The organism is Bacteroides sp. GM023 (assembly GCF_014750685.1).
Taxonomy (GTDB): Bacteria; Bacteroidota; Bacteroidia; order Bacteroidales; family Bacteroidaceae; genus Bacteroides.
The window spans coordinates 1-25,748 of record NZ_JAAXGE010000018.1 but is presented as its reverse complement, the minus strand read 5'-3'; the positions used below and the strand labels follow the sequence as shown (position 1 = coordinate 25,748).

General features: G+C 32.3%; 32 protein-coding genes and 1 pseudogene. 3 read left to right on the top strand and 30 right to left on the bottom strand.

Going from position 1 to position 25,748, the window contains the following annotated elements:
* Positions 1 to 56: 56 nt before the first annotated feature.
* From HC965_RS24980 to HC965_RS24925, 12 genes and pseudogenes are all read right to left on the bottom strand, one after another.
* Positions 57 to 758, bottom strand: a pseudogene (locus tag HC965_RS24980) (YWFCY domain-containing protein); the annotation flags it as partial.
* A gap of 3 nt (positions 759 to 761) precedes the next feature.
* On the bottom strand, positions 762 to 986 hold the full coding sequence (locus HC965_RS24975; RefSeq protein WP_004295344.1) for a hypothetical protein: 225 nt from the start codon (positions 984 to 986) through the stop codon (positions 762 to 764).
* A gap of 174 nt (positions 987 to 1,160) precedes the next feature.
* Positions 1,161 to 1,604: a hypothetical protein gene (locus HC965_RS24970; protein WP_007559162.1), complete on the bottom strand. Its 444-nt coding sequence runs from the start codon at positions 1,602 to 1,604 to the stop codon at positions 1,161 to 1,163.
* Between the two features lie 10 nt (positions 1,605 to 1,614).
* Positions 1,615 to 1,887, bottom strand: coding sequence for a hypothetical protein (locus HC965_RS24965; RefSeq protein ID WP_004295341.1), 273 nt, complete (start codon positions 1,885 to 1,887; stop codon positions 1,615 to 1,617).
* The gene (locus HC965_RS24960; protein WP_004295340.1) at positions 1,878 to 2,156 is read right to left on the bottom strand and encodes an HU family DNA-binding protein; all 279 of its coding nucleotides are present in this window, start codon (positions 2,154 to 2,156) and stop codon (positions 1,878 to 1,880) included. Before HC965_RS24960 ends, HC965_RS24965 begins: the two co-directional genes overlap by 10 nt.
* An 11-nt stretch (positions 2,157 to 2,167) precedes the next feature.
* On the bottom strand, positions 2,168 to 2,521 hold the full coding sequence (locus tag HC965_RS24955; protein WP_004295339.1) for a hypothetical protein: 354 nt from the start codon (positions 2,519 to 2,521) through the stop codon (positions 2,168 to 2,170).
* The gene (locus tag HC965_RS24950; protein ID WP_007559158.1) at positions 2,518 to 3,354 is read right to left on the bottom strand and encodes a topoisomerase C-terminal repeat-containing protein; all 837 of its coding nucleotides are present in this window, start codon (positions 3,352 to 3,354) and stop codon (positions 2,518 to 2,520) included. The genes HC965_RS24955 and HC965_RS24950 overlap by 4 nt, the downstream gene beginning before the upstream one ends.
* Complete coding sequence (locus tag HC965_RS24945) at positions 3,355 to 4,062, bottom strand: hypothetical protein (RefSeq protein WP_007559156.1); 708 nt, start codon at positions 4,060 to 4,062, stop codon at positions 3,355 to 3,357.
* The gene (locus HC965_RS24940; protein ID WP_005647342.1) at positions 4,043 to 4,546 is read right to left on the bottom strand and encodes a PH domain-containing protein; all 504 of its coding nucleotides are present in this window, start codon (positions 4,544 to 4,546) and stop codon (positions 4,043 to 4,045) included. The genes HC965_RS24945 and HC965_RS24940 overlap by 20 nt, the downstream gene beginning before the upstream one ends.
* Entirely contained in the window at positions 4,543 to 5,652 is a 1,110-nt protein-coding gene (locus HC965_RS24935) for a toprim domain-containing protein (RefSeq protein WP_007559154.1), read from the bottom strand. Before HC965_RS24935 ends, HC965_RS24940 begins: the two co-directional genes overlap by 4 nt.
* 4 nt (positions 5,653 to 5,656) lie before the next feature.
* A complete protein-coding gene (locus HC965_RS24930) occupies positions 5,657 to 7,216 on the bottom strand; it encodes a DUF3945 domain-containing protein (protein ID WP_007559152.1) in 1,560 nt (519 codons plus the stop codon).
* A gap of 1 nt (position 7,217) precedes the next feature.
* Positions 7,218 to 7,937: a DUF4099 domain-containing protein gene (locus tag HC965_RS24925; RefSeq protein ID WP_029425721.1), complete on the bottom strand. Its 720-nt coding sequence runs from the start codon at positions 7,935 to 7,937 to the stop codon at positions 7,218 to 7,220.
* Between the two features lie 40 nt (positions 7,938 to 7,977).
* Here HC965_RS24925 and HC965_RS24920 point away from each other — a divergent pair, with 40 nt between their 5' ends.
* Complete coding sequence (locus tag HC965_RS24920) at positions 7,978 to 8,643, top strand: M23 family metallopeptidase (protein WP_007559149.1); 666 nt, start codon at positions 7,978 to 7,980, stop codon at positions 8,641 to 8,643.
* Positions 8,644 to 8,689: 46 nt separating this feature from the next.
* On the opposite strand, the gene HC965_RS24915 is transcribed toward HC965_RS24920, so the two are convergent.
* The 18 genes from HC965_RS24915 to HC965_RS24830 form a co-directional block, all read right to left on the bottom strand.
* Positions 8,690 to 9,556 (bottom strand): zeta toxin family protein, encoded by an 867-nt coding sequence (locus HC965_RS24915; protein WP_007559145.1) that lies wholly within the window; start codon positions 9,554 to 9,556, stop codon positions 8,690 to 8,692.
* Positions 9,543 to 9,803 carry a hypothetical protein gene (locus HC965_RS24910; RefSeq protein WP_005647331.1) on the bottom strand — a complete coding sequence of 87 codons (261 nt, stop codon included), beginning with the start codon at positions 9,801 to 9,803 and terminating at the stop codon, positions 9,543 to 9,545. Before HC965_RS24910 ends, HC965_RS24915 begins: the two co-directional genes overlap by 14 nt.
* A gap of 21 nt (positions 9,804 to 9,824) precedes the next feature.
* Complete coding sequence (locus HC965_RS24905; protein ID WP_005647329.1) at positions 9,825 to 10,304, bottom strand: DUF3990 domain-containing protein; 480 nt, start codon at positions 10,302 to 10,304, stop codon at positions 9,825 to 9,827.
* A complete protein-coding gene (locus HC965_RS24900; RefSeq protein ID WP_010539473.1) occupies positions 10,301 to 10,750 on the bottom strand; it encodes a DUF3791 domain-containing protein in 450 nt (149 codons plus the stop codon). The genes HC965_RS24905 and HC965_RS24900 overlap by 4 nt, the downstream gene beginning before the upstream one ends.
* Positions 10,751 to 11,868: 1,118 nt before the next feature.
* Positions 11,869 to 12,510 carry an OmpA family protein gene (locus tag HC965_RS24895; RefSeq protein WP_007559135.1) on the bottom strand — a complete coding sequence of 214 codons (642 nt, stop codon included), beginning with the start codon at positions 12,508 to 12,510 and terminating at the stop codon, positions 11,869 to 11,871.
* A gap of 2 nt (positions 12,511 to 12,512) precedes the next feature.
* A complete protein-coding gene (locus tag HC965_RS24890) occupies positions 12,513 to 13,172 on the bottom strand; it encodes a hypothetical protein (RefSeq protein ID WP_007559134.1) in 660 nt (219 codons plus the stop codon).
* A 2-nt stretch (positions 13,173 to 13,174) separates the two neighbouring features.
* Positions 13,175 to 13,678, bottom strand: coding sequence for a hypothetical protein (locus HC965_RS24885; protein ID WP_007559132.1), 504 nt, complete (start codon positions 13,676 to 13,678; stop codon positions 13,175 to 13,177).
* A gap of 12 nt (positions 13,679 to 13,690) precedes the next feature.
* A complete protein-coding gene (gene traN, locus HC965_RS24880; protein ID WP_004295380.1) occupies positions 13,691 to 14,530 on the bottom strand; it encodes a conjugative transposon protein TraN in 840 nt (279 codons plus the stop codon).
* 1 nt (position 14,531) lies between these two features.
* Positions 14,532 to 15,641: a conjugative transposon protein TraM gene (gene traM / locus HC965_RS24875; protein WP_007559128.1), complete on the bottom strand. Its 1,110-nt coding sequence runs from the start codon at positions 15,639 to 15,641 to the stop codon at positions 14,532 to 14,534.
* A gap of 3 nt (positions 15,642 to 15,644) precedes the next feature.
* A complete protein-coding gene (locus tag HC965_RS24870) occupies positions 15,645 to 16,076 on the bottom strand; it encodes a hypothetical protein (protein ID WP_007559125.1) in 432 nt (143 codons plus the stop codon).
* The gene (traK, locus tag HC965_RS24865) at positions 16,076 to 16,690 is read right to left on the bottom strand and encodes a conjugative transposon protein TraK (protein ID WP_005647312.1); all 615 of its coding nucleotides are present in this window, start codon (positions 16,688 to 16,690) and stop codon (positions 16,076 to 16,078) included. Before traK ends, HC965_RS24870 begins: the two co-directional genes overlap by 1 nt.
* A 32-nt stretch (positions 16,691 to 16,722) precedes the next feature.
* Positions 16,723 to 17,745, bottom strand: a complete 1,023-nt coding sequence (locus HC965_RS24860; protein WP_007559121.1) for a plasmid transfer protein — start codon at positions 17,743 to 17,745, stop codon at positions 16,723 to 16,725.
* Positions 17,738 to 18,394 (bottom strand): hypothetical protein, encoded by a 657-nt coding sequence (locus HC965_RS24855; protein WP_007559119.1) that lies wholly within the window; start codon positions 18,392 to 18,394, stop codon positions 17,738 to 17,740. Before HC965_RS24855 ends, HC965_RS24860 begins: the two co-directional genes overlap by 8 nt.
* A gap of 1 nt (position 18,395) precedes the next feature.
* On the bottom strand, positions 18,396 to 19,070 hold the full coding sequence (locus HC965_RS24850; protein WP_191034005.1) for a plasmid transfer protein: 675 nt from the start codon (positions 19,068 to 19,070) through the stop codon (positions 18,396 to 18,398).
* Between the two features lie 10 nt (positions 19,071 to 19,080).
* Entirely contained in the window at positions 19,081 to 21,921 is a 2,841-nt protein-coding gene (locus HC965_RS24845) for a hypothetical protein (protein ID WP_007660146.1), read from the bottom strand.
* Positions 21,922 to 21,926: 5 nt separating this feature from the next.
* Positions 21,927 to 22,226 carry a hypothetical protein gene (locus HC965_RS24840; protein ID WP_004295371.1) on the bottom strand — a complete coding sequence of 100 codons (300 nt, stop codon included), beginning with the start codon at positions 22,224 to 22,226 and terminating at the stop codon, positions 21,927 to 21,929.
* A 1-nt stretch (position 22,227) separates the two neighbouring features.
* A complete protein-coding gene (locus tag HC965_RS24835) occupies positions 22,228 to 22,542 on the bottom strand; it encodes a DUF4134 domain-containing protein (RefSeq protein WP_004295370.1) in 315 nt (104 codons plus the stop codon).
* Positions 22,543 to 22,561: 19 nt separating this feature from the next.
* Positions 22,562 to 22,903: a hypothetical protein gene (locus HC965_RS24830; RefSeq protein WP_007559113.1), complete on the bottom strand. Its 342-nt coding sequence runs from the start codon at positions 22,901 to 22,903 to the stop codon at positions 22,562 to 22,564.
* A 145-nt stretch (positions 22,904 to 23,048) separates the two neighbouring features.
* On the opposite strand from HC965_RS24830, the gene HC965_RS24825 reads away from it, so the two are divergent.
* Both HC965_RS24825 and HC965_RS24820 read left to right on the top strand, forming a co-directional pair.
* Positions 23,049 to 23,642, top strand: a complete 594-nt coding sequence (locus HC965_RS24825; RefSeq protein WP_007559111.1) for a recombinase family protein — start codon at positions 23,049 to 23,051, stop codon at positions 23,640 to 23,642.
* 424 nt (positions 23,643 to 24,066) lie between these two features.
* Positions 24,067 to 25,077, top strand: a complete 1,011-nt coding sequence (locus HC965_RS24820; protein WP_005780952.1) for an ArdC family protein — start codon at positions 24,067 to 24,069, stop codon at positions 25,075 to 25,077.
* Positions 25,078 to 25,748 lie beyond the last annotated feature (671 nt).

Sequence of the window (25,748 nt, the reverse complement as noted above, 5' to 3'; positions counted from 1 at the left end):
GTTTAATCAGAGGATTACTCTGTCAAACAGCCATCTACATGACTTTCTCGTCACACAAATTTGAAGTCGTAAACAACTTCTGCAAATCCTTTAGCTGAATGTTGTCTTATAAAAGAATTTATAACAGAAAAAGATTTACCACTTCCAGGCGTTCCTATTACGAAAGTTCCACGAAAACAGTTACATATATTCAGCCACCCATTATGCCACTTTCTATTGTAGAAAAACTTCATCGGAATATTGACAGAGAATTCTGTTTCTACCTTGTCTTTAGATTGTTCAAAGCTTTCATTCTCTATATTAAATCTATCTTTCATAAAGTTTGATTTAATACGTTTGGAAATGTTATCTAGAGCTGAATTTATTAATGTCGCTCCAATTATTGATAGTATAATGTAAGCTATATTATACCATTCTAAACTAGTTTCTCCTTTTTCTTTAAAGAAAAGAAAGCATATACTTCCAAAGAACATTATGAATCCAAAGATTAAAGGAAAAATGATTTGTTTAGTCGGGTCTAATTCTAAATCCTTTTTTGAACGTGTTCCAATGCAAGTAACCATTATAATAAAGAATGTAAATAGTTTACTATAAAGAATATTAGAATAGATAGGAATTTTTGCCATTTTTGATAATAAGGGCATAATTTGTTCACTAAAGGGAAAATGAACAAATAGTAGAATCTCTATGCAAACAGTTATATAAATGAATGCTTGCATGAATCCATATAGTTTTTGTAATTCTTTGCTTTCTTCCATGATTTAATCGGGTATTTTAACTTTTTCAGGTTCCTCACATTGAAAAGCCTTGAAATCTTCTATAGCTAATTTCAAGTCTTCTAAAAAATTGCTATTGCAACCTTTTTCTACTGCTATCTGGTAATATGCTTCCATTGCTTGGACGGAACAAATATCTGTTCCGCATATTACAAAAGCTGGAATGTCTTCTAATAGGCACTTGTGTAATAATCTTTTTTGGTCTTTCATTTTATTAATTCAAATGAAAATACCACTCTTTTATGCAGTGAGAGTGGTATTGGTTTTTATTTTTTGGTATCATAATAATGTTCTCTTATCGTCCATGCCGGGCAGAACCCGGAAAAGTACGGTATCAAATACCTTCCCGGTTTCTCTCCAGTGCAGGCAGAAAAGGTATCAATTCTACTGGTAATTTTCCTGTCCGAATATATGTTGAACCATTGCATAATTTTCACCACTGTTAGACTTATGCAGCTTATCATCAATAAAAATTTTTACTTCGACTGTCTTAGGTAGCTGTAAATTTTCAAGGTTTTCTTCATCTTTAGGTATAGGGTAGGCAGATAGCCATAAATATGTTCCTTGTTTGGCTTCTTGCTCAAATGTGAATGGACTTTCTACAATAGTTTCTTTGGCAGCTTCTTCGGGAGCTTCGGAAGAAATATCTACTCCTACTGTATAATGTATTAGAAGTTTGAAATTTTCTGGGTCGCTTACGGTAGCTTCATAACGTACTTTTCCTGTATCTCCTGTAGGTGGAGTATCAGGGTCGTTGTTATCGTCTTTATTGCATCCAGACAACATAAGGCTTAAACCAATCATTACTAATGATAAATACTTTTTCATATTGTTTCTTTTAAATAGTTGATAATTCAATGTGTATCGTTCCATTTGCAGCATTATATGCTACTTCCTCAATATTGGTGAACCGTCTTATTGATTCTTTCCATTCTTCTGTTTGTGGATTGTGGTAATATTCTTCTTCTAATAGACTTATCAAATTATTTATTTGTTTGTCAGATAGATAAATCTTTTCTCCAACCCTTGGAACTACAGGTAATTGGATTGGTATAGAAATATTGTTCACACCATCTATAGGAATATGGATGTTTATTTCTATCATAGCCATTTCATGTTTAGTATATTTTTGGACGGCTTAAATTTAACAACTTCCTTTTCTGGAACTTCTACAGGTTCTCCAGTTGCCGGATTTCTAGCTATCCGAGCTGGCTGAATAATCTTTTTGAAAGTACCAAAATCTTTTATAGAAACATCTTTTTCTCTTAGATTTTGAGATAATTCTTTGAAAAAACTATCAATTATTTCTGCTACTTCTTTTGTTGGTTTATTTGCCTTTTCAGCAACCATTTTGATTAAATCAGTCTTATTCATTTGCATATCAATAATATTTAATTACTTAAATCACTTAAACAAATTTCAGGAATAATTTGGGTATAGTCTTCTGTATCTGGTCTATAATGTATTGATTCAACTATATTGACCTCACAGATAACATCATATACCCATGCTTTAAAATTCCCTTCTAAATCATCTTCACCATCATTGAATTTATTAAAATCACTTTTAGCTTCATCTGTTAGATATTCTAATAAATTTTGATAGGTAAATTCATTCTGAAACATTATAATGTGAGGTGAAATTTCTTCGCCTATCCTTGGAAGATGCGGAAAATTCCAATCACCCTTTACCTTCATTCCTCTCTCTTTAAAAAAATGGCTATAAATTATAAATTCTATTTTCATATTAGTTTTATTTTAAAATCATCGTTCAGTACAAGCTTTCTTTCCATCGGTTGCCCGTTTTTATCATGAAATCCAGTTAACACAGGTGTTTCTTTTTTCTCGCAAAGTTCTATTGCTTCTTCGGGAGTTATAGAACGTCCTGACATTTCACGCCAAATGACAAAATCACATTTTATGGCTTCATTTCTATAGTTGGAACAATTATAGGCTTTTTTGTTTATATATAAGTTTCCTCCACACTTAGGACACTTACACAATGTATTGTCAAAAGAAATATCTAAGTTCTCTGTTAGAACCAGCCGTGAAGAAAAATCATTTCCTTCTCTTGATTTAAATCCAGTCATAAACGGTGTTTTTTTTCCTCTGGCAAGTATTTCTGCTGCTTCCAATGGTATTTCTCTTTGTGCAATAGTTTTGGGTATATAGAGGTTACAAACTCTGTTGTTGTCCTTGTCCTTTTGTGAATACCCTTTACAAGCATATCCATTTAGTAAAATTTCAATTTCTCTACCACACACAGGACACGGAGTTTCTAATACTTCATTTACGAAAGAAGGAATAACGATTCCATTTTCGATAGTCAGATATGCAGAAAAAGGAACTCCTTTTTTATTATGGAAGTCATGAAATATATCTGTTTTCCCTGTTGTTATTAATTGCCTGGCTATTTCTTCTGTAATCTCTTTTCCCCAATATGAATGATAAATATTAAATGTACATTTGTCATTCATGTTTTTGAAGTAATTACAGGAATATCCTAAACTGCCTTTCATTATGTGTCCTTTCTGGCAAATAGGGCATAAGCCTAAATCTTTGATTGTATCATTATCCATTTAATATCCTCCTTTACTAATCCATTTAATACCGTTTAAAATATTATCTACTTTTTGTTTCCCACTATTTACATATTTAAATTGTCCGGGTACAAGTGTTTTTAGTACTCCAGCCCTTTTAGCGGATTTCATTTGTCGGCATACAGCGTATGCAAGTCCTCGCATTCGTCTAAGTTCATTGACCACATGAATACATAAATCTATCCTTTGCTTATTATCCATAAGATTTTTTTCACCGCCTTGCAATGCTATATTGTTTATGTATATCATTAAATCTACACTTCGACTGATAAGCTCATACTCTGTTTTTGCAATTATGGTTAATAATTTAGGGTCTCCAACTGCATATTTAGCTGCTTCGGATTGGTATTTAGCTATGTCTCTAGCTAAGGTTGAAGCATAAATAATATCTTTTCCATTTTTCACAACTGCATTAACTGTAGAAAGATAGTTGTATGTCTTCTCCTGTAAGGATTGAATTTGATTCATTTTTTGTTGGATTAAAATTTGAAAGTTGCGGATTTTTGTTTCCTCACTTTGTATGTCTTTCAATACACCTTGTTGCTCCTGATGGGAATAAACCAATGTTCCAATCATTACCGGGTCAATGACAATAGATTGTGCTAGTCCTTTTATGTTGCCTAACAGTAACATTAGGGAAAAAAATAAAAGCACTCTTTTCATATCATTATCTGTTTGTAAATTCATATATTCCTTTTTTCTTTTTTTGTTCTTCTACTCTATTTCTGATGGTTTGAATTATATCACTATTAGCTTTAAGACCATTCATCAGTAGTTCTGGTGTTGATTTATCGCCAGAATAAATGTAGATATTGGTGTTGTTTATTAAAGACTGGATAAAACTTTGCTTTTCTTCATAATCATATACACGATATAATTCTATGTAGTTAATCCTTTTTGAAAGCACTCCTTGATATATTTTTATTTGCTCTCTAGTTATAATCCATTTTGTACAAAGTAACATTGAAATATATCTGTAGAAAATTATAAATATCAACAATACTAATATCGTTCCACTGATAAATTTTAATAATTCATGTTCTCTTATATATTTACTAAAAATGAATACGAAAATCGCTAATGTGATTAAAAGGAAATTCTTCATTAACCAATATCGGAATTTAGGCTTTAATATAATATCATCAGAAGCTATGTTTGTTCCATCATTCATAACTTAATACTTTTTTTTTGTTCATGTTGTTTCATTAGAATTTCATTGAAATCTTTTGCTTTTTCTGCTTTATGAGAAATCATAGGAGCTATTATTTTGCTTTTTTCCCTAAAACTTTCTAGTGAAACGTCATTTTTGTTAATAGTGAATTCTCTACCCTTAGTTTTAAACAGCACATCATCTTTATTTTCTTTTATTGTCATTTCTGTATTACTAATGATTCCAGACACTTTAATGTCATACAAATTACCGTTTAAATCATTATCAAAACAGGTATGTACTTTAGCTTGTGGGTATCGCAATAAAGTGTTTTTTATTTGATTAACTGAAATGTACCCTCCTACACTACAAAAAACACTTTCTTCTAATTTGATTTTGTTAGCATTGAGCTGATAGAAGCTCATAGCATCTAAAGCGGATTCTGCAAAGTATATATGTTTTGCCATTTGGGGGTGTGGGCAAAAATCAGCAATCCAAAGCGAGTTACTTTTATCACCTCCGGCAGCCATTCCTTTGAATCCATAGTTTCTTAATTCGTAATTTGTTACTTTGTTGTCTTTATCTTTTGGATTAATATAGGGAAAACCTATATTATAATAATTGCCGTTTCCTTGTAAGTCTTTAACCCTTGTGATAAATGGTAGAAACTTTTCTACGACTTGATGATTTATATTTCTTTCATTTGTGAGAAATCTTAAATCAGCGAGTGTAGTAGGAAATTCTTTATATCTATCTCTGTCAAAAGATTTGTTTTCTGCTTTTACAACTTTGAATGCTTCATATTTAGGACTATAAGGCTCATTTGCGTAATGTCCTAAAATCATATTGATTCGCACAAATGTATTTTGATGTTGGAATTGTGGGAAGTCGTTAATATGATTTTTGATGAACTGAATTAAATCTCCACCTTTATAATTCCTATCATAGTAGTGTTCTTGTACACTATGAGGATTCTTGATGATGATTTCATCCAACTTGTTACCTGCTCCGTCTGTCAGTTTAAAAACAGGCGAAACCTTTCCTTTGCTAATGTCTTGTTTATATCCTAAATCTTCAAGTATTTGAATGATGGATATTTTAGCCTTATAATCGTCAAATGTTAGCATAATATTATAGTTTCATTGTTGGAGTATCATTATTTTTTCCGTAGGTTCTACCATATCCGAGAATAGATGCTTCTTGCTTCGCTGTTGCTTTAATAGAACTATCTATTTTATCCATTTGGGTAGATATTTGTTCTCCGACAGTTTGTTTAGTAGCTTCCCTAGAGCTGGAATATGTTTTTTCTACTTCCTTGTAAGAAGCATAATCTTTAGAAAGTTTATGTTTCTCTAAAAAGGCAGCCATTTCGGTGGGTTTATCTTTAAAAATTTCATCAATCCCTTTAGCTCCTTTTTGGGCTACAAACTCTAATCTTTCTTTATCAGATATATATCTTTCTTTCCCTATTGTTTGTTCTTTCTTTTCAGTCGCTTTAATTTCTATAGTATTTGCATCTTTGATTGATAATCCATTTCTGGCATTCAAATCTAGTTTTACTTTTGCAGCTTTGTTTAGTTCCTCGTTTACAATGGTAATTTCTTTTCCATTTTTGAGATTTTCTTGCTGCATAGGAGTAAGCTCTATTCCTCCAAGTTTTTGGGGAATATGAATGTCTTTTGCTTTTATTGATACTATCTCATTAGTATCTTTGTCACGTTGGTGCAATGTTCTTTCTCCTTTTGAATTAGTCTTTACTACGACATTATCAGCTTTTAGGGCTTTTATTTCATCCTTAGTAAAGGATAAATCATTTTTTATTTCTTGTCGTTTAGGAATGAGCAAGATAGCAATCCCAGCGATTGGGTAAACTACTGTAATAGCTGCGATTGCTAGTTTTCTAGCATTGATACCATCAATTTTGATGCGTTTACCTTCTTCTTTGAAATCAATTTCGTTGGTTTTTAATTTAGATTTATTTTCAGGTGTATTCTCGGCTGTTATATATTTAAGAGTTGTTGCTTTCCCCTCAAAATGGAGTTTTCCATTTTCTGTTTTATAAGACACTTTTTCATTGTCTAGAAGTGTTCTATTACCGGGAGTATCTTCAATGGAAAAATTTAGCATACCTGTTTTTTTCCCATTTTTGATGTTTGCAATATCTTCGGGGCTTAAATTTTCCGGTTTAACTCCTACTTCATTAAACTTGTTCCAGTCTATATCAACATATGAACCTTTACCATCTAGGGTTTGGTTTTGTTCATAAGCATATCGATAAAGGTCTTCTCCTTTATATGCAATTTTATTTTCAAGGTCAATGACTGTAAATCCGTCTTTATATCCTTCATTCTTGTTAGTACCTTGTTTTATATCATCCCATTTTATAATTGCAACATTGTGGTTTTCTCGTAAATATTGGCTATATTCTTGGAAATTATTGCTAGCTTGTTCTTTATCAAAGAAACTGATTATTCTTTCTTTAGATTGCTCTAATAAAGATTCTCTATTATCTCCTAAATTGCCAAGTTTAAGTGTATTCAGTGGATAAGTATATGTTTCATTACCTTTGGAAAAGGTAATATCACCATTCCGATATTCTTCTGAATATCCAAGAATTGCTGCTATTGCTCGGAATTGTCCGGCATTTTCATAACTATATTGCAAAGCTTCAAATTTTTTCTTTTCTTCCATTTTATAATTTGAATTTATGTTCTACTTTAGATTGCGATTCATTTCCAAGTGTTGTTTTTTGTCCTTTCATGTATTCTATATATTCATTTCTGTTTTTATCAGTATGAATAGTTCCTATAATTTGTGGGTTATGCCGGTCATAAGCTATTTTCTGTTTCTGCTCGAAGTCTAGGAATTTTATTCCTCTTGGATTATTTAAATCTAATCTTATGGCAATTTTTTCTTTGTCAACATTCAAAATTAATTCCTTACCTGATTTTAGAGTTTCCTTTTGTTGCTTATCCAGCTCAACACCTTTTATGTTTGAAGGTATTGAAATACTTTTGATTTTTGTTTTAAGCAATTCGTTTGTTTCAGGGTCTAATTGTACGAGATATTTTTCATTGTTAATAGTTTTTGTTATTATCTCGTTATCTTGAAGTCGTTCTAACTCCTTTGGTTTAAGGTTTATATCATTCATTATTTCTGGTCTGACTGGATGAACTTTAACGCCAGCATTGTTGCTATCTTTCCAGTACAAACTTATTTTTCCTTTCATACTTATTTCTTCTCCATTATTATCGTGAAAAGAAAGGTCTAGTAAACTGGTTCTCTTTCCAGATAATAGAGCTGTGATATTTGCCTTATCCAAAGACCATATCTGTTTTTTTGATATTCCTATTAGTTCTAATTCTTTATATGGAATATCATTTTCATTAAAAATAGCTTGCTTTTTATCCATGTAATGTATATTTTTGCTCAAAAGTAATAAAAATATCAATATGAAGAATAAATTTATCATGTTTTTTACTTATTCATTGTTTTTTTCAGTGAATGGCTACTGTCAGTTTAATACGGTATTACAGAAAAAGGATATTCCTAAAGCGGAACCTGTATTAGCAACGACAGAAAATAAATTGATAGAAGAAAAAGAAAAGGCTGTTGTCGTCAATGATGCTTTGACTACAGAACGACTTGCATACTGGAAGCAAAGAAGGTATTTATCTTTGCCCATTGATTCAATGGTGATAACTTCCCATTATGGTAAAAGAAAAGACCCATTTACTGGAAAAATAGCAAATCATAGAGGGATAGACCTTAAAGGCAACAACGACTATGTTTATTCGATAATGCCGGGAATGGTTGTAAAAACAGGAAAAAATAAAGGGTTGGGCAATTATGTAGAAGTGCGTCATGGTGATTTTACTTCTATCTATGGGCATTTATACAGTGTGCTTGTAAATGCGAAACAAGCTGTTGAAGCTGGGCAACCAATAGGCATTAGTGGAAGTACCGGGCGCAGCACAGGAGAACACTTACATTTTCAAATGGAATACAAAGATAAAACTATAGACCCTAAGCCAATTCTTGATTATATTAATGAGGTAATCAGAACCGTTAAAGGACAAATTTCACAGCAAATAGATAATGAGTTAAGACGCAAATAAATAGAAAAAGAGGATTGGAAAAGCCAGTCCTCTCTTTTTGGAAGAATCAGAAGAAACCTTTTTTTAATCCTTTTTCTTGTCTTTGAACTTTTTCTAGTGAAGATTGAAGTTGTGACAGAGCTTCTTTCATTCCTTTTTTTACTTCAGGATTCGTTACGGATTCAATAAGCTCTTTTCCTCTTTGAATGTTAGTGTTAAGTATTTCTTTATTCTTCATCTGTTTTGAACGACTTTCATCTATAAAAATAGATGGCATACTTTTGCAACTCCATTCACCATTTACTAGATTGAAATCTTTAATTCTTTCTTTCGCTAAGTAGGTGTGGATAGAAATCTTATCTACAGCCTTATCACTGTATAATTGATTTGCAGATTTCATTAGTCCATTTACGGCTTTGTTATGTGAATCAATATCGGCTAATCGTCCTTGTCCTTTACTTAGTACTTCTTCTTGATACCTGTTGTAAAGTCCTAGTTGGGTAAACTCCTTGGGGGCTGCAATAATATATGCTTCAACTCTAAATCCTGCATCTTTAAATTTTTGTGCTGTCTTTAAAGGTACATCTGGATTTCTCATAGTTCCTTCTATAATAATATTGCATTTCCGTTTAATGGCTTCTTCTATTAGTCTTTCTGTAAAAACGCTAGAAAAAATCTGGGTTTCAATGGGGTATTTAATAGGGTCTTTTATTAGTTCCTTATTGGGGTGAAACTGTCTGTAAAGGTCACCATTAACAGTGAGAAAATCTAAGTTAGGATGGTCTTTCTTTGCAACATTTATAAGAGTGCTTTTTCCGCAAGCTGGTTGTCCACCTAAGATTATAGCAATAGGCTTTTGTGATGATATATTGATGTCCTCAAATAAGCCATCTTTTTTTTGTTCAAAGATGGCTTCTACTTCATAGCGTTGCATAATATGCTTTCAATTTAGGTGCGTAATAGTTTTGTATCTTATCCATGACTGATAAGCGCACATTTTCAGAAACTTCAAACTGCAACAATCCATTTGCTATTTTTTCTTCTGTGTTGAGAACAGAAAGTTCTTTTTGCAGTATTTTTTTTCTGTTTTCATCCTTCTCTTCTGATATTTCATCTATCTTCATCATGCGGAGTGTCCCGATAATGTCGAGCGCAACATCCAAGCTCATTTCTTTATTCATGGTTCATTATAGTTTTATGATTTATACTTCAATAGATTCTGTGAATTTTAATAATGGAATAACTTTCACTGTATGAAATGAAAGTTGGTTAAAAAGCTTATGGGTCTTTAGCATTTCAATCGCTGCATCAGCCGTAACAACACCTTGTTCATAAAGCCGGATTGTTGCATATAACTGGTCATTGGCAACGGGTCCCATTATTAAATCATAGCTGTTTTTTCCTTTTCCTCTGCGGTTATTAACTACAAACTCCAGCCACTCTTTTGTAGCCCCATCAAATCGAAGGACTGAAAACTCTCTATCAAGAATATTATCGGGGACTTCATAAACTGAAACGACCGCTTTTTTACCATGTTCCCGATTTCTTTTGAGTATTGCCCACTTCTTAGCCTGTTCAAAATTAGTTGTCGTATAGAATCCTTTTCCAAAGTCAGTAGCTTTACGCCCTTTCTGTATATTAGGGGATTTGACGGTAACTGTTGAGCCGTGATATAGTTTCATGCCTTTTTATTGATATAAGTTATTATAGTATCTAATATATACTCTGTATCTTGTGTGTGCAGCATTTCAAAATTTTCATATAGAAATTCAAAAATGCCATGATTGGAAAACAGCAAAAGAGTTTCTTTAGCACTTATATTTTTAGTTTCCCTGTAATTTTCAGCACAAAACATTTGAAAAAGCAATATCTTTGGATTGTCCTTTTGTACTTTCTTCTGTTCTGTTTTCTCTTTTTCTAATGCTTCATAAAGTGATAATGTACTTGAATACCATAGTTTTGTGTTCTCGTCCAATAATGCCTTGTACAAATTGGAAGAATATATATAGTATAACGCATCTTCTAAAGGTAGCGTTTTTCTTTTCATGACTGTATCAACCAATTCTCTCATAACAAATGGGAGCATAGCCGAACCAAGTTCATTTTGATATGTTTGATTAGTTTCCATAACTATTTATTTTCTAATTTTATATAGCTATCTTGCTGATGTCTTTAGCAAAGATAGAGAAAAAACAATCATCATAGACCTATTGTATTGATTAGTTTGTAAATAGGTTCTTTGTATTTCTTTAGATTTTTAATTTGTATAACATACTTATTGATTCCTAACTCATTAAAGATTTCTGCGTACATTTTTATTATGGATTTTCTGTAGTAGATGGTTAATCCTACTATTGCAATGCAAATAAAAATCAAATAGACTAGTTCACTATACGCATAGATTGCTAATACAAAAATTCCACCCATAGCCCATAAAAAGCTACTTAAAAGAAATCTTAAGATATTCATGATTTTGTTTGCTGTTCTTTATACTGGCAGCCAAACCAGCTTTAAAAGTTTATTTATCTCTTTATTTTCAATACTCAAAGATAGTAATTTTCTATAAATGTCGCAAATAATAGGACAATTATTTTTGTTAAAAATGGTTTTAGGTTTATAGACTGCCGAAGTTTTATTTTTCCCTAAAGTTTTTGGTATCATAATAATGTTCTCTTATCGTCCATGCCGGGCAGAACCCGGAAAAGTACGGTATCAAATACCTTCCCGGTTTCTCTCCAGTGCAGGCAGAAAAGGTATCAATTAGATGCAATCCTTTTGCTGATGGGCGATAGTTCCTGAATGGTGTCGGTATCGTTTCTTTTATGATGCAGCCGTTTTTCTGTATTCAGATATAGAGAGAAACGACACAAAGAACTTTAGGGAAAAGAAGATTCTTCGTGTTGCTCTTTCTGGAAGTGGAGTATATTAATCATATATTATATGTTTATAGGTTCATATATTATATATTCATATATTATTTATATATAGTGTTTTCTCTTTGTTCTTTTTCCCTAATGTTTTATGGTATCAATTTTTTGTGTCCGGCTTCCGGCAGCTTTTTGTATTTGGTATCAAAAGGTCGTTCTGCAGGGTGTGCTAGGAATGATAATTCGGTATCATTTCATCATGCCATGTTTGCCCATCAGTGCCGGAACTCCGAAAAGTACGGTATCAATTTCTTTCCAGACTATAAAACAAAGACCGAGAGTTTTACCTCCCGGTCTTTGTTAATAGAAATCTCTCTTTTTAATATTCATCATTTGTGATAAATATTTCTACTCTCCTATTTTTAGCACGTCCAGCTTCACTTGTATTGTCTGCAATGGGTTCGCTATATCCTTTTCCATCTTCTGTTATGTTGTTTGTTTCTATACCAGCGGTTCTAAGGTAATTTCCTACTGCTGCTGCTCTATTTTTAGAAAGTATGATATTGTATTGTTTTTCTCCTATATTGTCAGTATGCCCAATTATTTTAATCTTAGTATTGGGTATTTCACTAATGATATTACATAAGTCAGAAAGCATTTTTTGAGCTTCTTCATTTAATTCATATGAATCAAATTTGAATAGGATTTCACTTTGAGCTGTTGCTTTAAACTGTTCTTTTCCATTTTTATCTTTATAGCTGGAGATTGATAAGCCATCAATAGCTTTTAGTTTATTTCTTCTAGCTTCTATCTTTTCTTGGATAGCTTTATCTCTTTCCTCTTTAACTAATTTTGCACTTCCACCAACTATTGAAGCGGTTGAATAGTTACTATTATTTTCTATCATGTCTTTTTCTTTGTCGCTTAGTTCAGCGTTACTGAAAGTTATCATATGCGTTGAAGTACATGCGGTAAAAAATGTAACAACGAAGGCTGCTAGTATAATTATTTTCTTTTTCATGATTATCTTATTGCTATAATAGGTCTGATTTTAAATGAATTTCTTTTGCTTGTACTGGTTGCTCTTCCTTTTGTTAATGAAGAAATTAGTGCAAACACTTTAGGAGTATCTTTTCCTGCTCCATCTTCTGTAGAACTCCAGTACCAACCATCAAAGTGCGTTCCTCCAATGATTGAGAAAGAAGAATATACCTTTTCAAGATTATTAGAGATTGCTTTGTTTTGTGCGATAGAGCCAATAAACCAACCTGTAACACCTTTTGGTGCGTATTCTATAGCTTTTTGAGCTGCTGGATAAGCTAAACTATCTTTTATAGCAAAGTTCATTATTGCGGCAGTATTAGCTGCTCCATCAAAGCTGTTTTCATCTTCCGAAACATTAGCTATATCCTCGTCTGTATCTATTAAAGGATTTTCTTCTAAATCTTCTAATGAAACGGCATAAGCGGTTTCTTTTATATCAGGATTATTCCCATCATTACACCAAAATACAACTCCAATGGCTTCTTTTTCATTGGGTGAAAAAAGTGAGGGATGCACTATACTTCCATCACTACATAAGATACTACCCGGCTGTAATGATGTGTCTATAATATCTTCGTGTTTTGTACATGATGATATTACCCCTATAATGGATAATAGAATTATATATATTTTTTTCATACTTAATTATTTATTGGAAATTTGACACCTACTAATAATCCATTTCGGAAATGGTCACGTGTCCAAAAGACAAAATCATTTTTTTGCATTACAAAGACTTGCATTCCATTTCTAAATGAATAGCTATATTCTAAACCTATATCAATGGAAGCCTGAAACCCTTTTCTGTTAGCTCCTAAATCTGCTCCAAACCGCCATCTTAAATTACTGTTTTTGCCTCGTGAGATTGTAGGTTTATATGCTGCACCTATGCCGAATGTTTTATAGCTCCAGAAACTATCAGAGCATACCTTATTACATACCGGGCATTTATCATATGCTGTAGCTAAATCAATATATAGTTCATAAGCATTGTGATATTTACCTTCAAACTCCAGCCCTACAACTGCATTGACGGTATTTTTCCATTGCCAACCTCCTGAAATATTAAAAAACTTATCACCATCACCAGCCATTGACTTTAGGGAAAAAAATAAGGTGATAACAAGAAATGCTATTCTTTTCATAATCGTAAAATTTTATTCAGTAAAAGCATCTGCATGAAGAATGTCTGCATAATCAATTCTTAATGTTATAGTACGTCCTGAAATCTGTTTTTCAGATATTTCTATGGTAAGAACTTTTTCGTCTGGGAAAGTAAATTTTTCAAAGACAAAAATATTTCGATAGTTCTTCTTGAAAACAAGATTCTTATTAACTTGCATCAATGGAAGTATTTCTATAGATTGAAAATTAGTAGCCTTTGTTTGTTTTTTATCTTCTATTTTGAAGCGTATTTGGTCTATATCATATCGTATTTTTGTTTTATTAATCATAGAAATATCAATAAAGAAATACTTATCTAATGTGTAGATATTGTTTAGTACAATTTTCATTAGGTTACTTTTACTGGAAACATCATAGAATTTATTTTTTGAAATAAACATTCTATGTGCGTAATCATACATTTGTGCTTTGGTTAAGTTCACTTCTGGATTCATATAGCTACGTAAATCAGCATAAGGGATATTAAAGCGAGTGTATGCTTTTGCTAAATCGCTACTATATACTAGCATATATTGTACGAAAAATCTTTCTGTAACAATGGTGATAACTCCACTAGCTCCTTCTTTTGTGGGCTTTATTCTAAGAGAGTTACCAGTAGGAATATCGCCAACAATATCATTGACTGATATATCAACATATTTTATATCTTCCATAGCTATAAAATGCGTTGAAACATCTTTGTTGACGTATATAACCTTTAGTTCTTCTGGGTTTTCACCTGCAAGCTCGATGTTTTCTCCAATAGGGGTGTTCTGTGCATTTCCTGTAATAACAGAAACCATTGTGCATAATGCAATAAAAATCTTTCTCATATTATTGTTCTTTATCTTTGTTGTTTACTAAAAAAACTTGTGTGTTATATTTTAATTTGGCTTTGTTTTTTTTGATGTTTTTGGAAAGAGCTTGGGTTGTACTACGGTAAGCATCTTGTAAAGCACCTAAAGCGAATTGTTCTACTCCTTCTGATTGGCTGTTCATTTGTATAGTTTGGCTTCCTATTTGCGCTCCAACATCTTTACTCAAATCTCTAAAAGCTGATGAAGGAACAAAGAAACCTTCTTGTCCGTCATTATCATATACAGATAAATCTACTTTCATTTGTCTGCCATCAACCATTATAGAGGAAATATTAATGTGTACTCTTTGAGCTTTAAAGCCAGATACATTCCCATATAGGTAAGTGCCTTTAGTTAAAAGAGCGTCATTAATCATTATATCATCTAGAAGCCGTATGCGTACTCGGCTACCATCTGTTACTTTTAAAGTTTCATCTAATATAGCTGTGATTAGTGAAGTTTTTTGTTCTTTCCCTACAGTATTAAAATATACTTCTGCGGGATTTTTCGCTTTTACAACTTCTATAGCCTTTTCTTTTGGCTTTTCATCTTGTTTTTTTTGAGGTGTTCTAGGACGTGGATTTTGTAATGAATCTATATAAGCCATTTGCATTTTAAAAAGCTCCATTTCTTCTTGCATCTTGGATTTTTCAGGAGCTTTCCTAGTTTCTGTTTGACTTGATTCATCTATAGTAGGAAATCCTTTTATTTGTTGTTCCAATTCCTTTTCTCGGATTCTAGAAGCTTGATTTAAACTGTCAATTTGCCTTATTTCATCATTGGAGTAAAGAGAACCAGAACTTTCAATTTCGCTAACTTCTTCTTCTTTATCTATGGTTTGTATTGATGAATAATCAGAAGATTTATTGAAAGCTCCTTTGAGTGATTCAAATTTACTTTTTATCTCTCTTTTTTCTAAATTAGCATCAGGAATATCAAGATTTAATTCTTCCGTTTCTACTAATGTAGTTTCTTCTGCTGGGGCAGAGTTTATCATATCCTTAACTAGCCATCCTATCCCTAGAATAAAAGGTAGGATGAGTATCGGAATGATGTACTTAGGCTTTTTAATATCAATCTGTTTCATACGCTATTTATTTAATTTATTGTATAAATTTTTTATTCGTATAGTGTCTTCTGGAGTTAATTTCCCATTTTTTCTTAGCTCATTAATTTCATTTTGCATTTTAATCACTTCTAACAAGTCGTGAACTCCTACTTGTTTTTTTTGTAGGGTACTATCAATGTTAATTTGTACTTTGCTTTTTTCTTCGTTGAAAACTTGCATTGGCTTTCTTTCTGGACGCATTACTAATGATAGAATTGTGACGAAAGAAAGGAATGAAATCGTAATTCCAAACATAGCTTTACGGTGTATATCAGCCCACGCCAATAAGCGTTCACAAGCGTTATTAACTCCGAACTTTTGAAATATTTTAGTAAGAAGAACAACTGTAGCTTGCTCGGCTTTAGTCTTGATACTTTCTTTTCTATCATTCTTTTTATGTTTAAACAGTTTCATTAGAAATTCTTTTTTACTTTATAATCTAGGTCTTTGTTTAGTATCGTTTTCCAATCTGTGATAATAAGTCCATGAGGATTATTTTCAGTACGTGGAATTTGTCTTAATTTCCCTGTAGTTACAAGTTGCCTTTTTAGAATAGAGGTTTCTCGCTCTATACGTTGGATGCCATAGTACTCAAAAGATAGGTTGTTCATGTCCACCTTGATACTATCTGTCATAATTGTTACTGTTGCAGAACTCGCTAATATGGTGTTGAAATATCCTTTTTCTTTTAAATTATTATATTGTTTTAATCCGCTATCATCAATTAGATACATGGCTTTTTCCATGTTGTATTTTATAAATTCATCGTCTGGTGGTAATGTGAAAAATAAAGTGTGGAATAGATTTATGTGGCTCTTACATTCGACTTCCAAGTTGACTTCTGTACCAGTTTGTTTTACTAGTACAGGGACATCATTATCCAAAACATATATTTTTTTTCTTTCAGCTTTTACTAAAGAGAAACAAAAGGCTAGTACCATACCTGAAATAACTATACTAGTTGCAAAACAGCCAATGGATAAAATTCCGGCTAATTTGATCTTATTTTCTAAGTTTTTAATAATCATGATTATGTGAATTTAAAATTTAATGAATCTTTTTACATAGCTGCACTGGCTCCACCTGTAGCCGGAGCTGCTACAGCTTTGGTTGCGATGGCTGCTCCTCCAACCATGCCTCCTACTGCTTGCCCTACTCCAGTTGTACTTACAATCCATGTAGAAACAAAAGGTATTGTAAGCATGGCAAATGCTCCAAGTAATGCTGTAAGAAGGAAGCTATTGACACCTCCAGAGGTCATTCCGACATACATGACAAATGCAGCTTCATTTCTAAGCGCATATTCTAAAATTTCAATTTCTCTTTCTATCCCATATTGCATTACTACTAAAGAAATTGATAATACTATATATGCAATACATGAATATAAACTAACACTGACAAAACGAGCTATCCATTGTATATAAGCATCCCGAAATGCAGGTAAAACAGAGAATGCAAAAGCTAGTGGACCAAGAATAACTAATATTCCTGTGAATATGATTTGTAGGAAAAAGACAAAATAGGTACATACTTGCCAAAAAGTAACGACAATAAATTCAATGATATTAAACATTATCATTTTAACCTTAGCGACTACATATACATATAATCCAGCTATCTTGTCTCCAATAGCTGAGAAGTCTATACTAAAATCATACCATTTCTTATCCTTAACTTCATTTTCGGCTCTTTCAACTTCTAATGAAGTATGTAATAACTCTACTGCTACGCTATCAATGAGTGCATATCTATTACGAGAAAGTAATTCTACTTCTTCTATCTGATTCGTAAACATAGCCTTGCTTCGTGCTGTTAATAACTCTCCGGGATAACTGATTAGATTAATAAAGGGAATCCAGAACATAAGAACCAATCCCAGTGCGAATGGACGCAATAACGGGATAATCTCTAATTTTTTATCTCCACTCATCATTTTGAAGCTTTCTACTCCAAAATATAACAACATAAAGATTGCTGCCAATGCTTGTGCATCCGCAATAAATTCTCCGAATAGAACAGTTGTTTTATCTCTTAGTCCATCAAATAATTCAAATAAGAATTTATCTATTAACTCATTCATGGCTCATTATTGTTTTATTTATATTATTCAATCTTGTTATTAATGAAAGAACCTCTATTAGTTCTTTATCAAAATCTAAATAGGCTTCCCTTTTTTTAGAGTTACTCATATGTGAATCATGGATTATATCTATGTTCTTTTTTATTCTAGTAACTTCATCAGTTATAACTTCAACATGTTCTTTATTACCGCCATTAGAAGAATATTCGACAAGTTTTTTATTTATATCATTAAGAATATCATTTCTACGATTTTTAGTTAAAGTATATTGATAATCAATTTCTTTATCTCCAAATTTGAAGAGTTCCTGTCTATATATGGTATCAACATTATACCCTTCTTTTTCTGTTTCTGATTTATTGTACTCTACGGCTGCCATCATGGGAATTTCTTGTAACTGGAAATTACGTCTATCTTCCTTCCCGTATTTGTCGTGTAACCCTAAGCCCGGCAAAGGAATTTTAATACCCAAAACCTTTTTATACCATATCCAGTAATGATACCATTCTGGTTGTAGTCGTACTCTATCCATAAATTCCATATTATTAAGCACGCTCCATTTCCCTTTATCCTTTACAGGCATTTGGGAATAGGTATTAGAAGTACCAATAATCAACATTAGGGAAAAAAATAAAAGCACTCTTTTCATATTATCTTTTAGGTTTTACTTTATAATTCTGTAATAAATCATCAACTAATTTTGAACGATTATCTTTGTATTTAAATACCCCCGGAGCTAATGTTTGTAATACTCCATTTCTTTTTGCTGTTTTCATCTGTCGGCATACAGCGTATGCTATACCTCTCATGTTTCTTAGTTCATTAATAACATACTTAAGCAAGTCTATTCTTTGCTTATTATCCATAAGGTTTACATCTGTCCCGACAATAGCGACCTGATAAATGTATTGTGTCAAATCCGCAGTGCGATTTACTAATTCGATACATGTTTTTGCTGACACCAATAATAAAGCCGGGTCACCTACAGCAAGTTCAACCATTTGTTTTTGATATTTACCAATATCTGCTGCAATATCAGTGCAGTAGATAATATCTTTTCCTGTTTTTATGATGGCTTCTACAGATTTTAGGCTATTATAAAATTTGCTTTGGAAAAATTCAATCTGAACCATTTTTTCACTGATTTGTTTTTGTATAAGGCTTATTTGAGCTTCATTCTCTTTCACTTTAGAGAAAGAAGTATGTTGCACCTTATGATTAGCTATAAGTGTTTCCATACAGGTTATATCCAAGACTGCCTTTTGCGAATATGCAACTTGGGTTAAAGTAGATGCTACCACTAAAATAAATAGGATTTTCTTCATGATATTATCTTTAACGGTTTGTAATCCATTTGTATTTATCTAGGATATACTTATATAATGGTTGTTCCCCTATGATGTTAAGTATATCTTTTAGGCTTCCATCATCGGAGTGATACCCTAGTACCTTATTGACTTGTAAAACCCAATCCATATTTTTTAATTTGGAAGATTTTAGGTCTATTATAAAATTATCCAATCCTGTTTGGAAACTACCATAAATGATATGATAATATCCAACAGCATCTTTTTCAATTCGTTCTGTAGTAAATGTGAAATATTCGTGTAGAGAAACCTCTACTCCAAATACATTTCCATAATTTCCTCTTTTTATAAATACTTCATTAAACCGATTACGGTTTTCTTTATTGGGAAGTTGATTTATGGTAAATATTTGCTTTTGATTTACTTCCGTTAGGGATAAAAGATTTGCTATTTCTTGATATTTGTCTATAAATTTACTTTGGTCTAATAGGCATATAATATCGGAGTTGCTGATTATAGAGTTTTTGACTACAGGATTACTAATTATGTCCTCCAGTTCTTGAGTAACAACCATTGCCATACCCCAAAATTTACGAACTGTTTTATACAAATAGAGTATATAGCCAGCCATCATAGGGCTAGCTATGGCTTTCCATGCTTCTTCAATTATTAATGCCTTTCTGTTCTTTTTTAATCTCATTTTTTGAATAAAAACGTCCATAATAATTAAGGTTACTATTGGAAATAATTCAGGGTCATCTTTAATTGCATCAATTTCAAAAACTATAAAGGGTTCTTCAAAAAGGGAAGTGTCAAAATCCTCATTAAGAGTTTTTTCTAACTGTCCTCCTTTATAGAATTTTTTTAATAGAAACTTATAGTTAGTAATATCAAAATCAATTTTGTTCTCTTTGCAAATGATAGGTATAATGCGTAGGGAAAATTCGTAGAAAGAGTTAAAAGATAAGCTTTCAACTTTTATTTCTTTCAATATATCTTCCTTCTTCTGGATTCGTCTTTCTATTATAGAAAGTAATCTAGTTTCAGGATTATCAAGCTCTTGGCGTGTAAAGCCTTTTTCGATGAGAATGTTTTGTATCGCTTTTTCTGCGTTGGTTTTTTCTCCGCCTTCTCCTTTTTCTACTAGTTGCTGTAATTTCTCTATTTTTTCGGAAAGTATCTTGCGTTCTTCTTTTTCCCTTTCGTTTTCAAATTCTTCTTCATTGACTTGAAATTCGAGTAGTAAATTTTCACGTATGGCTTCTTTTTCCGCATCTGAATAACCATTAAAGGGATGAAAGTAGAAAGAATAGTATTTTTCTATGGTAATATCCATAATTTCTTCTTCTTGCTTTTTGACCTCACCATTTGCACCTTTCCATATCAGGAAAATTAATGATTTAAGAAAGTTTTTCTTTTCTACATTATACTCTTCTTCAGTAATTCGGAAAGGATTCATAGATATAGGCTTGCTTTCAGAATAAGTAATGTATTTGCCATGATAGTATTCGCACATTCCTGAATAACTATGCCCTGTATCTACCAATACAATATCAGTGTTATCTAAAACCCATTGTCTTACTTTGGAGTTGACATAGAAAGACTTACCAGAACCACTTGGACCTAAAACAAAGAAGTTGGAGTTATTTGTATATTTTTTCTCACCTTCTTTCCCGGACATATCTATTCCAACAGGCAATCCTTGTCTGTCTGTAAAATAAGTAAGAAAAGGGCTGTTTTCTGTTACTTGTAATTTTTCCTTGAACAAAAGACAAATTGCAGCATCGGAAGTTGTTAGAAATTTGTCATAACTGTTTAGGTTGATTGCGTTTCCTGGCAGTGCACATTCGAATAATTCTAATTGGTTGAAGCATTGTTTATTAATAATAATGCCACAATCAAAAAGAGATGTTTCAACATAGTTGATAGCCTTACTAATATCATCAAGACCAGCAAGAATTATATTATAATGTGCATATACAAGCATTTGCCCTTCTCTGGCAATATCCGACTGCACTCGTTCTATGTCTTCTACACATAAATCATTTGCAGGGTCAGGCATTCCTTTATGTTTTTTCTTTTTGCCTTCTAATTTGTTTGCTTCGTTTCGTTGGTCTGGAATATTTATTACTTGATTATAGATAATTGTGTCTATACCTGGTGTATCATGCAAAAAAGAGAGTAAGTCAACAGGAAACCTTAGCCCAATATTGACCTCTTTATATGGTTTTATAACAGAAGGAAAATTAACTTCGTCAATATCTACAAGAGAAATGCACTGTACGTTTTTTTCTCCAATTATAAGATTTTCTTCTCTTGCTTTGATATTTTTTAGGCTTACTGTTTGCTGATTGAAATTGATAGATAGAAATCTTTTTATATATATTTCTATTTCATTTTCATTTAATAGTTTAGCTCTTATTCCTCTGTTAGCGAATAGTCCTAATACTTTTGTGATGTTTCTAATAAAAGTATCAAACCTTCGAGGGTCAAAAGAAAAGAATTTAGACCTTTCTACTTCTCCTGTAATAACAAGATAAGTAGAAATATCAGTATATATTCGTCCTTTAAAATGTTCAAAATAACGATTTGATAAATAGTCGTTCTTCCTATTCTGGGGTGGTAAAAATGATTTTTTACATAGAATATCCTGTTTTTGTATTGTATATCCAGTTCCTAATACTTTGAGGATATTAGTAAATAAGTGGTGAAAATCATAGTAAGCATCCATATCTGCTGAATACTGTATTATAGGATTTTCACATTTAATGATAACAGAATAGTCGCCCCTTCGGTTATAGAATATAGGAGTATTGTCTATTGTTTCAATACCAATATAAGGAGCTTCAAATTCACTTTTCTTTTTCATAAGCTTTATTTTTTTCTATCTCTTATAAAAGTGCGTGATACTATATATATGCCTTTTCGTTTATCTTTCCTGTGAAGCCCTTTTCTTTGTAATTGCGATGTTATTCCTAACCCTCCAAACATAACTATTACAAGAGTTATACCTCCCCACATAAAAGAAGCCAGAGTAGAAACAATAGCACATAAAAGTAAAGCACTAATAATACAAGCTCCACCGATATATATGAACTTGCCTTTAAATCCTTTGAAAATAAGGGGCTTTTGTAGCCCCTTATATACATTGTAACTTGGATACTCTTTCGACATATTAGATTCCGAAGAATGCTTTTACGACAACACCTGATACAACCAGAAAGATACATGACCCCATCCAGCCCATAACAGCCTTTTGTACATCTTGGTCACCAGAGTTCCATTTTAAATAAACTCGCACTGCTCCAACTAATCCTACTAGACCTCCTAGTATCATCATCATGTTTCCTAGGGGGTCCATGTAGGTTGCAAGTTCAGAACTAGCTGCATCAATTCCCGCAGCACCTTGTGCAAAAGTGTTAGTTACTACCATTATGCTAATGGCTAAAGCGAATGCTCTTTGAGCAATTTTTGAAAAAAACTTTTTCATTTGAATAAAAATTAGTTGTTTATTTGTTAAAATTTACGTGTGAAAACATGCTTTTCCCTTTAGCAAGAAGTTGTTCCATTGGAATACCTTGTGTTTCAACTTCCATTTCAATAGATTCATTTACAGATACATAATTCTGTTCAGATTCTTTTTTTTCATCTTCTTTTTCGTATGAGCCTGTTTCAAAATCTTCATCTACAACTTTGTGAGGTATTTCTTCTTCCTCTCCTATTGAAATAATTTCTTCTTCTTCACCTGTATTGGTTTTGCTTTGCTTTAGGAAAGCATCATACAGGATGTTTGCAGCGTAGTAAACTACATAAATGGCAAATACAGCCATGATAAATTGTGAATAACTCATATTCTTAAATTTAAAAGTTTCATTAATCGACCCTTTTTCTGTACTTTTGATTTATAATAGTACTAGAGGTAATAACAGGGGGGAAAGCCCTAGTTTAAAATAGTTTCGCGAATAGTTGAATTTATGAAACTTGGATTTAAATAAAATGGAGATAATAGGCTACGCTCGTGTTTCAACGAGGGAACAGAATTTAGATTTGCAGCTAGATGCTTTAAAAGAAGCCGGATGCAAACTTATATTTGAGGAAAAAGTATCAGGAGTAAAGGATAGACCCGAATTAGATAAAGCCCTTGCATATTTGCGAGAAGGTGATACTTTTGTTATCTGGAAGCTAGATAGATTAGGACGTTCTTTGAAAGATTTAGTTTATATAGTTGATTGTTTGCAGAAAAGAAAAATTGCATTCAAAAGCATAGTTGATGGTATTGATACTAATAGTGCTTTAGGAAGATGTCAATTTGGAATTTTTGCTTCATTGGCTGAATATGAACGTGAAATAATAGTAGAACGAACTAGGGCTGGATTACAAGCTGCAAAAGAACGAGGGAAACTTACGGGACGACCTATAGGGTTATCGGAAGATGCAAAGAGAAAAGCTATAGCAGCAAAGCGTTTATATGAAAATCGGGATTATTCTATAGATGAAATATGTAGAATTTTACACATTGGAAGTAAGGCTACTTTGTATAGGTATTTACGTTATGAAAAAGTAAGATTGATGAATAGAAGAAATAAATAGGGCGTTACCTTTCAGGTCGGGCTTTTCGCTGCAAGTCCTCGCTACGCTGTGGGCTTTCCGCTGCAATCCCTAACGCATTTTCCCACCCACCCTTCTAAGGTATATCCAATGCTTTGCTTTTTTCACCGCTTCTATGAAGCACCTACAAAAGCAAGGCATTGGATATTCGGTTTTATAGACTTCATGTTCCCTAAAGGGAATATTCCGTTTATAAAACCTTATCTCTCACCCAAAATATATAAAACTTTAGGGAAAAGATAATACGTTAAAAATCAGCCGATTATAAACTATTTTTAACAAAAATAATTGTCTTATTATTTGCGACATTTATAGAAAATTACTATCTTTGAGTATTGAAAATAAAGAGATAAATAAACTTTTAAAGCTGGTTTGGCTGCCAGTATAAAGAACAGCAAACAAAATTATGAAATCTACTTTTGATAAAAATGCAGAGAAGTTTGTAAACCTTATGGTTGAAAAAATTGAAAGCTTGTCTATGAATTGGCAAAAACCTTGGTTCTCTAAAGTCAACTCTAAACAGAACTTTTTACCACAAAATTTAACAGGTCGTACTTATAGTGGTGGAAACGCTTTTTTACTTTATTTTTTGTGTGAAAAATATAATTATCAAACTCCTGTTTTTTTGACATTCAATCAAGCACGAAACGAAGGTATTAATGTTCTAAAAGGTGCTGTTGCTTTTCCTGTTTATTATACATTATTTTGTGCTTATCATCGTCAGACAAATGAAAAAATTTCATATGATGAATATAACAAATTATCAGAAGAAGAACAAAAAGAATACCGTTTAGCAGCTTATACAAAATATTTCCAAGTTTTTAATTTAGACCAAACAAACTTTGCGGAAAAATATCCCAATAGATGGGATATATTAAAGGCTAAATTTTCAGGAGAGGAACAGCCACAAGAAGAGAAAGAAATGTATGTAAATCCAATACTTGATGAAATGAATAAGAATCAAAATTGGGTATGTCCTATTCAAACGGTTTCTAGTGATAGTGCGTTTTATTCAATATCAAATGATAGCATTACTTTACCTTTAAAGAGCCAATTTAAGGACGGAGAAAGTTTTTATGGTACAGAATTACATGAAATGGGACATAGTACAGGTGTTAAAAATAGACTAAATCGAAAAGGATTTTATGAAAATGATAAATTCAATTATGGGCGTGAAGAACTTGTAGCAGAATTAATATCGGCTTTGTCTGGTGTATATTTGGGTATTTCTGTAACCGTCAGAGAAGAAAATGCGGCTTATTTAAAATCATGGTGCAAAGCAATAAAAGAAGAACCTAAATTTTTATTTACTGTATTGGCAGATGCTATTAAAGGTAGTAAATTCATAGCCCAGCATCTAAATATAAGGCTAGATGTGGAAGAAGTTGAAGAAGAGAAAAATACAAAGGTTGCTTAAAGGTTCCTTCCCCCCTCATTGGGGGGAGTTCTTTTTTCAAACGCCAAAAAAGAACCAAAAAGGCTTAATCGCTTCACTTTGTTACGCTCCAATAGTTTTGCTATCGGTAAACCCACCCACCCTTCTAAGGTATGTTTCTTTATCCCTTCTGCAATCCTTAGTAAAGTTCCACTACCTTTTAGGTAACTCCACTTTAGTAAGCATTGCAGAAGCGGAAACATGACGCAAATTAAAATACATTCTCACTTTGAGAATACATTTTAATGCGTCTTGTTGTCTAACCCAATAAGAACTATAGGGAAAGAAATTGATACCGTACTTTTCGGAGTTCCGGCACTGATGGGTAAACATGGCATGATGAAATGATACCGAATTATCATTCCTGGCACACCCTGCAGAACGACCTTTTGATACCAAATACAAAAAGCAGCCGGAAGCCGGACGCAAAAAATTGATACCATAAAACATTAGGGAAAAAGAACAGGAACAAAATGCAATATTATATATATATAAATAATATGTGAATATATAATATATAAACAAATAATATATAATATGTGATTAACACGCTTCACTTCCAGAGTTCCAGAAAGAGCCACACGAAAAATCTTCTTTTCCCTAAAGTTCCTTGTGTCGTTTCTCTCTATACTTGAATACAGGAAAACGGCTGC

Bases quoted from the DNA above. Each gene is read 5' to 3' on its own strand.
- HC965_RS24925 (WP_029425721.1), bottom strand. From the start codon at position 7,937: ATGGATAAAAAGCAAGCTATTTTTAATGAAAATGATATTCCATATAAA.
- HC965_RS24830 (WP_007559113.1), bottom strand. From the start codon at position 22,903: ATGAGTTATTCACAATTTATCATGGCTGTATTTGCCATTTATGTAGTT.
- HC965_RS24975 (WP_004295344.1), bottom strand. From the start codon at position 986: ATGAAAGACCAAAAAAGATTATTACACAAGTGCCTATTAGAAGACATT.
- HC965_RS24940 (WP_005647342.1), bottom strand. From the start codon at position 4,546: ATGAATGATGGAACAAACATAGCTTCTGATGATATTATATTAAAGCCT.
- HC965_RS24870 (WP_007559125.1), bottom strand. From the start codon at position 16,076: ATGAAACTGTTTAAACATAAAAAGAATGATAGAAAAGAAAGTATCAAG.
- HC965_RS24855 (WP_007559119.1), bottom strand. From the start codon at position 18,394: ATGAAAAGAGTGCTTTTATTTTTTTCCCTAATGTTGATTATTGGTACT.
- HC965_RS24835 (WP_004295370.1), bottom strand. From the start codon at position 22,542: ATGAAAAAGTTTTTTTCAAAAATTGCTCAAAGAGCATTCGCTTTAGCC.
- HC965_RS24825 (WP_007559111.1), top strand. From the start codon at position 23,049: ATGGAGATAATAGGCTACGCTCGTGTTTCAACGAGGGAACAGAATTTA.
- HC965_RS24910 (WP_005647331.1), bottom strand. From the start codon at position 9,803: ATGAATAAAGAAATGAGCTTGGATGTTGCGCTCGACATTATCGGGACA.
- HC965_RS24950 (WP_007559158.1), bottom strand. From the start codon at position 3,354: ATGGATAATGATACAATCAAAGATTTAGGCTTATGCCCTATTTGCCAG.
- HC965_RS24840 (WP_004295371.1), bottom strand. From the start codon at position 22,226: ATGTCGAAAGAGTATCCAAGTTACAATGTATATAAGGGGCTACAAAAG.
- HC965_RS24920 (WP_007559149.1), top strand. From the start codon at position 7,978: ATGAAGAATAAATTTATCATGTTTTTTACTTATTCATTGTTTTTTTCA.
- HC965_RS24945 (WP_007559156.1), bottom strand. From the start codon at position 4,062: ATGAATTTACAAACAGATAATGATATGAAAAGAGTGCTTTTATTTTTT.
- HC965_RS24935 (WP_007559154.1), bottom strand. From the start codon at position 5,652: ATGCTAACATTTGACGATTATAAGGCTAAAATATCCATCATTCAAATA.
- HC965_RS24850 (WP_191034005.1), bottom strand. From the start codon at position 19,070: ATGAAGAAAATCCTATTTATTTTAGTGGTAGCATCTACTTTAACCCAA.
- HC965_RS24860 (WP_007559121.1), bottom strand. From the start codon at position 17,745: ATGAATGAGTTAATAGATAAATTCTTATTTGAATTATTTGATGGACTA.
- HC965_RS24970 (WP_007559162.1), bottom strand. From the start codon at position 1,604: ATGAAAAAGTATTTATCATTAGTAATGATTGGTTTAAGCCTTATGTTG.
- HC965_RS24820 (WP_005780952.1), top strand. From the start codon at position 24,067: ATGAAATCTACTTTTGATAAAAATGCAGAGAAGTTTGTAAACCTTATG.
- HC965_RS24885 (WP_007559132.1), bottom strand. From the start codon at position 13,678: ATGAAAAGAATAGCATTTCTTGTTATCACCTTATTTTTTTCCCTAAAG.
- HC965_RS24895 (WP_007559135.1), bottom strand. From the start codon at position 12,510: ATGAAAAAGAAAATAATTATACTAGCAGCCTTCGTTGTTACATTTTTT.
- traM (WP_007559128.1), bottom strand. From the start codon at position 15,641: ATGAAACAGATTGATATTAAAAAGCCTAAGTACATCATTCCGATACTC.
- HC965_RS24890 (WP_007559134.1), bottom strand. From the start codon at position 13,172: ATGAAAAAAATATATATAATTCTATTATCCATTATAGGGGTAATATCA.
- HC965_RS24965 (WP_004295341.1), bottom strand. From the start codon at position 1,887: ATGGCTATGATAGAAATAAACATCCATATTCCTATAGATGGTGTGAAC.
- HC965_RS24930 (WP_007559152.1), bottom strand. From the start codon at position 7,216: ATGGAAGAAAAGAAAAAATTTGAAGCTTTGCAATATAGTTATGAAAAT.
- traN (WP_004295380.1), bottom strand. From the start codon at position 14,530: ATGAGAAAGATTTTTATTGCATTATGCACAATGGTTTCTGTTATTACA.
- HC965_RS24955 (WP_004295339.1), bottom strand. From the start codon at position 2,521: ATGAAAATAGAATTTATAATTTATAGCCATTTTTTTAAAGAGAGAGGA.
- HC965_RS24845 (WP_007660146.1), bottom strand. From the start codon at position 21,921: ATGAAAAAGAAAAGTGAATTTGAAGCTCCTTATATTGGTATTGAAACA.
- HC965_RS24915 (WP_007559145.1), bottom strand. From the start codon at position 9,556: ATGCAACGCTATGAAGTAGAAGCCATCTTTGAACAAAAAAAAGATGGC.
- traK (WP_005647312.1), bottom strand. From the start codon at position 16,690: ATGATTATTAAAAACTTAGAAAATAAGATCAAATTAGCCGGAATTTTA.
- HC965_RS24905 (WP_005647329.1), bottom strand. From the start codon at position 10,304: ATGAAACTATATCACGGCTCAACAGTTACCGTCAAATCCCCTAATATA.
- HC965_RS24900 (WP_010539473.1), bottom strand. From the start codon at position 10,750: ATGGAAACTAATCAAACATATCAAAATGAACTTGGTTCGGCTATGCTC.
- HC965_RS24960 (WP_004295340.1), bottom strand. From the start codon at position 2,156: ATGCAAATGAATAAGACTGATTTAATCAAAATGGTTGCTGAAAAGGCA.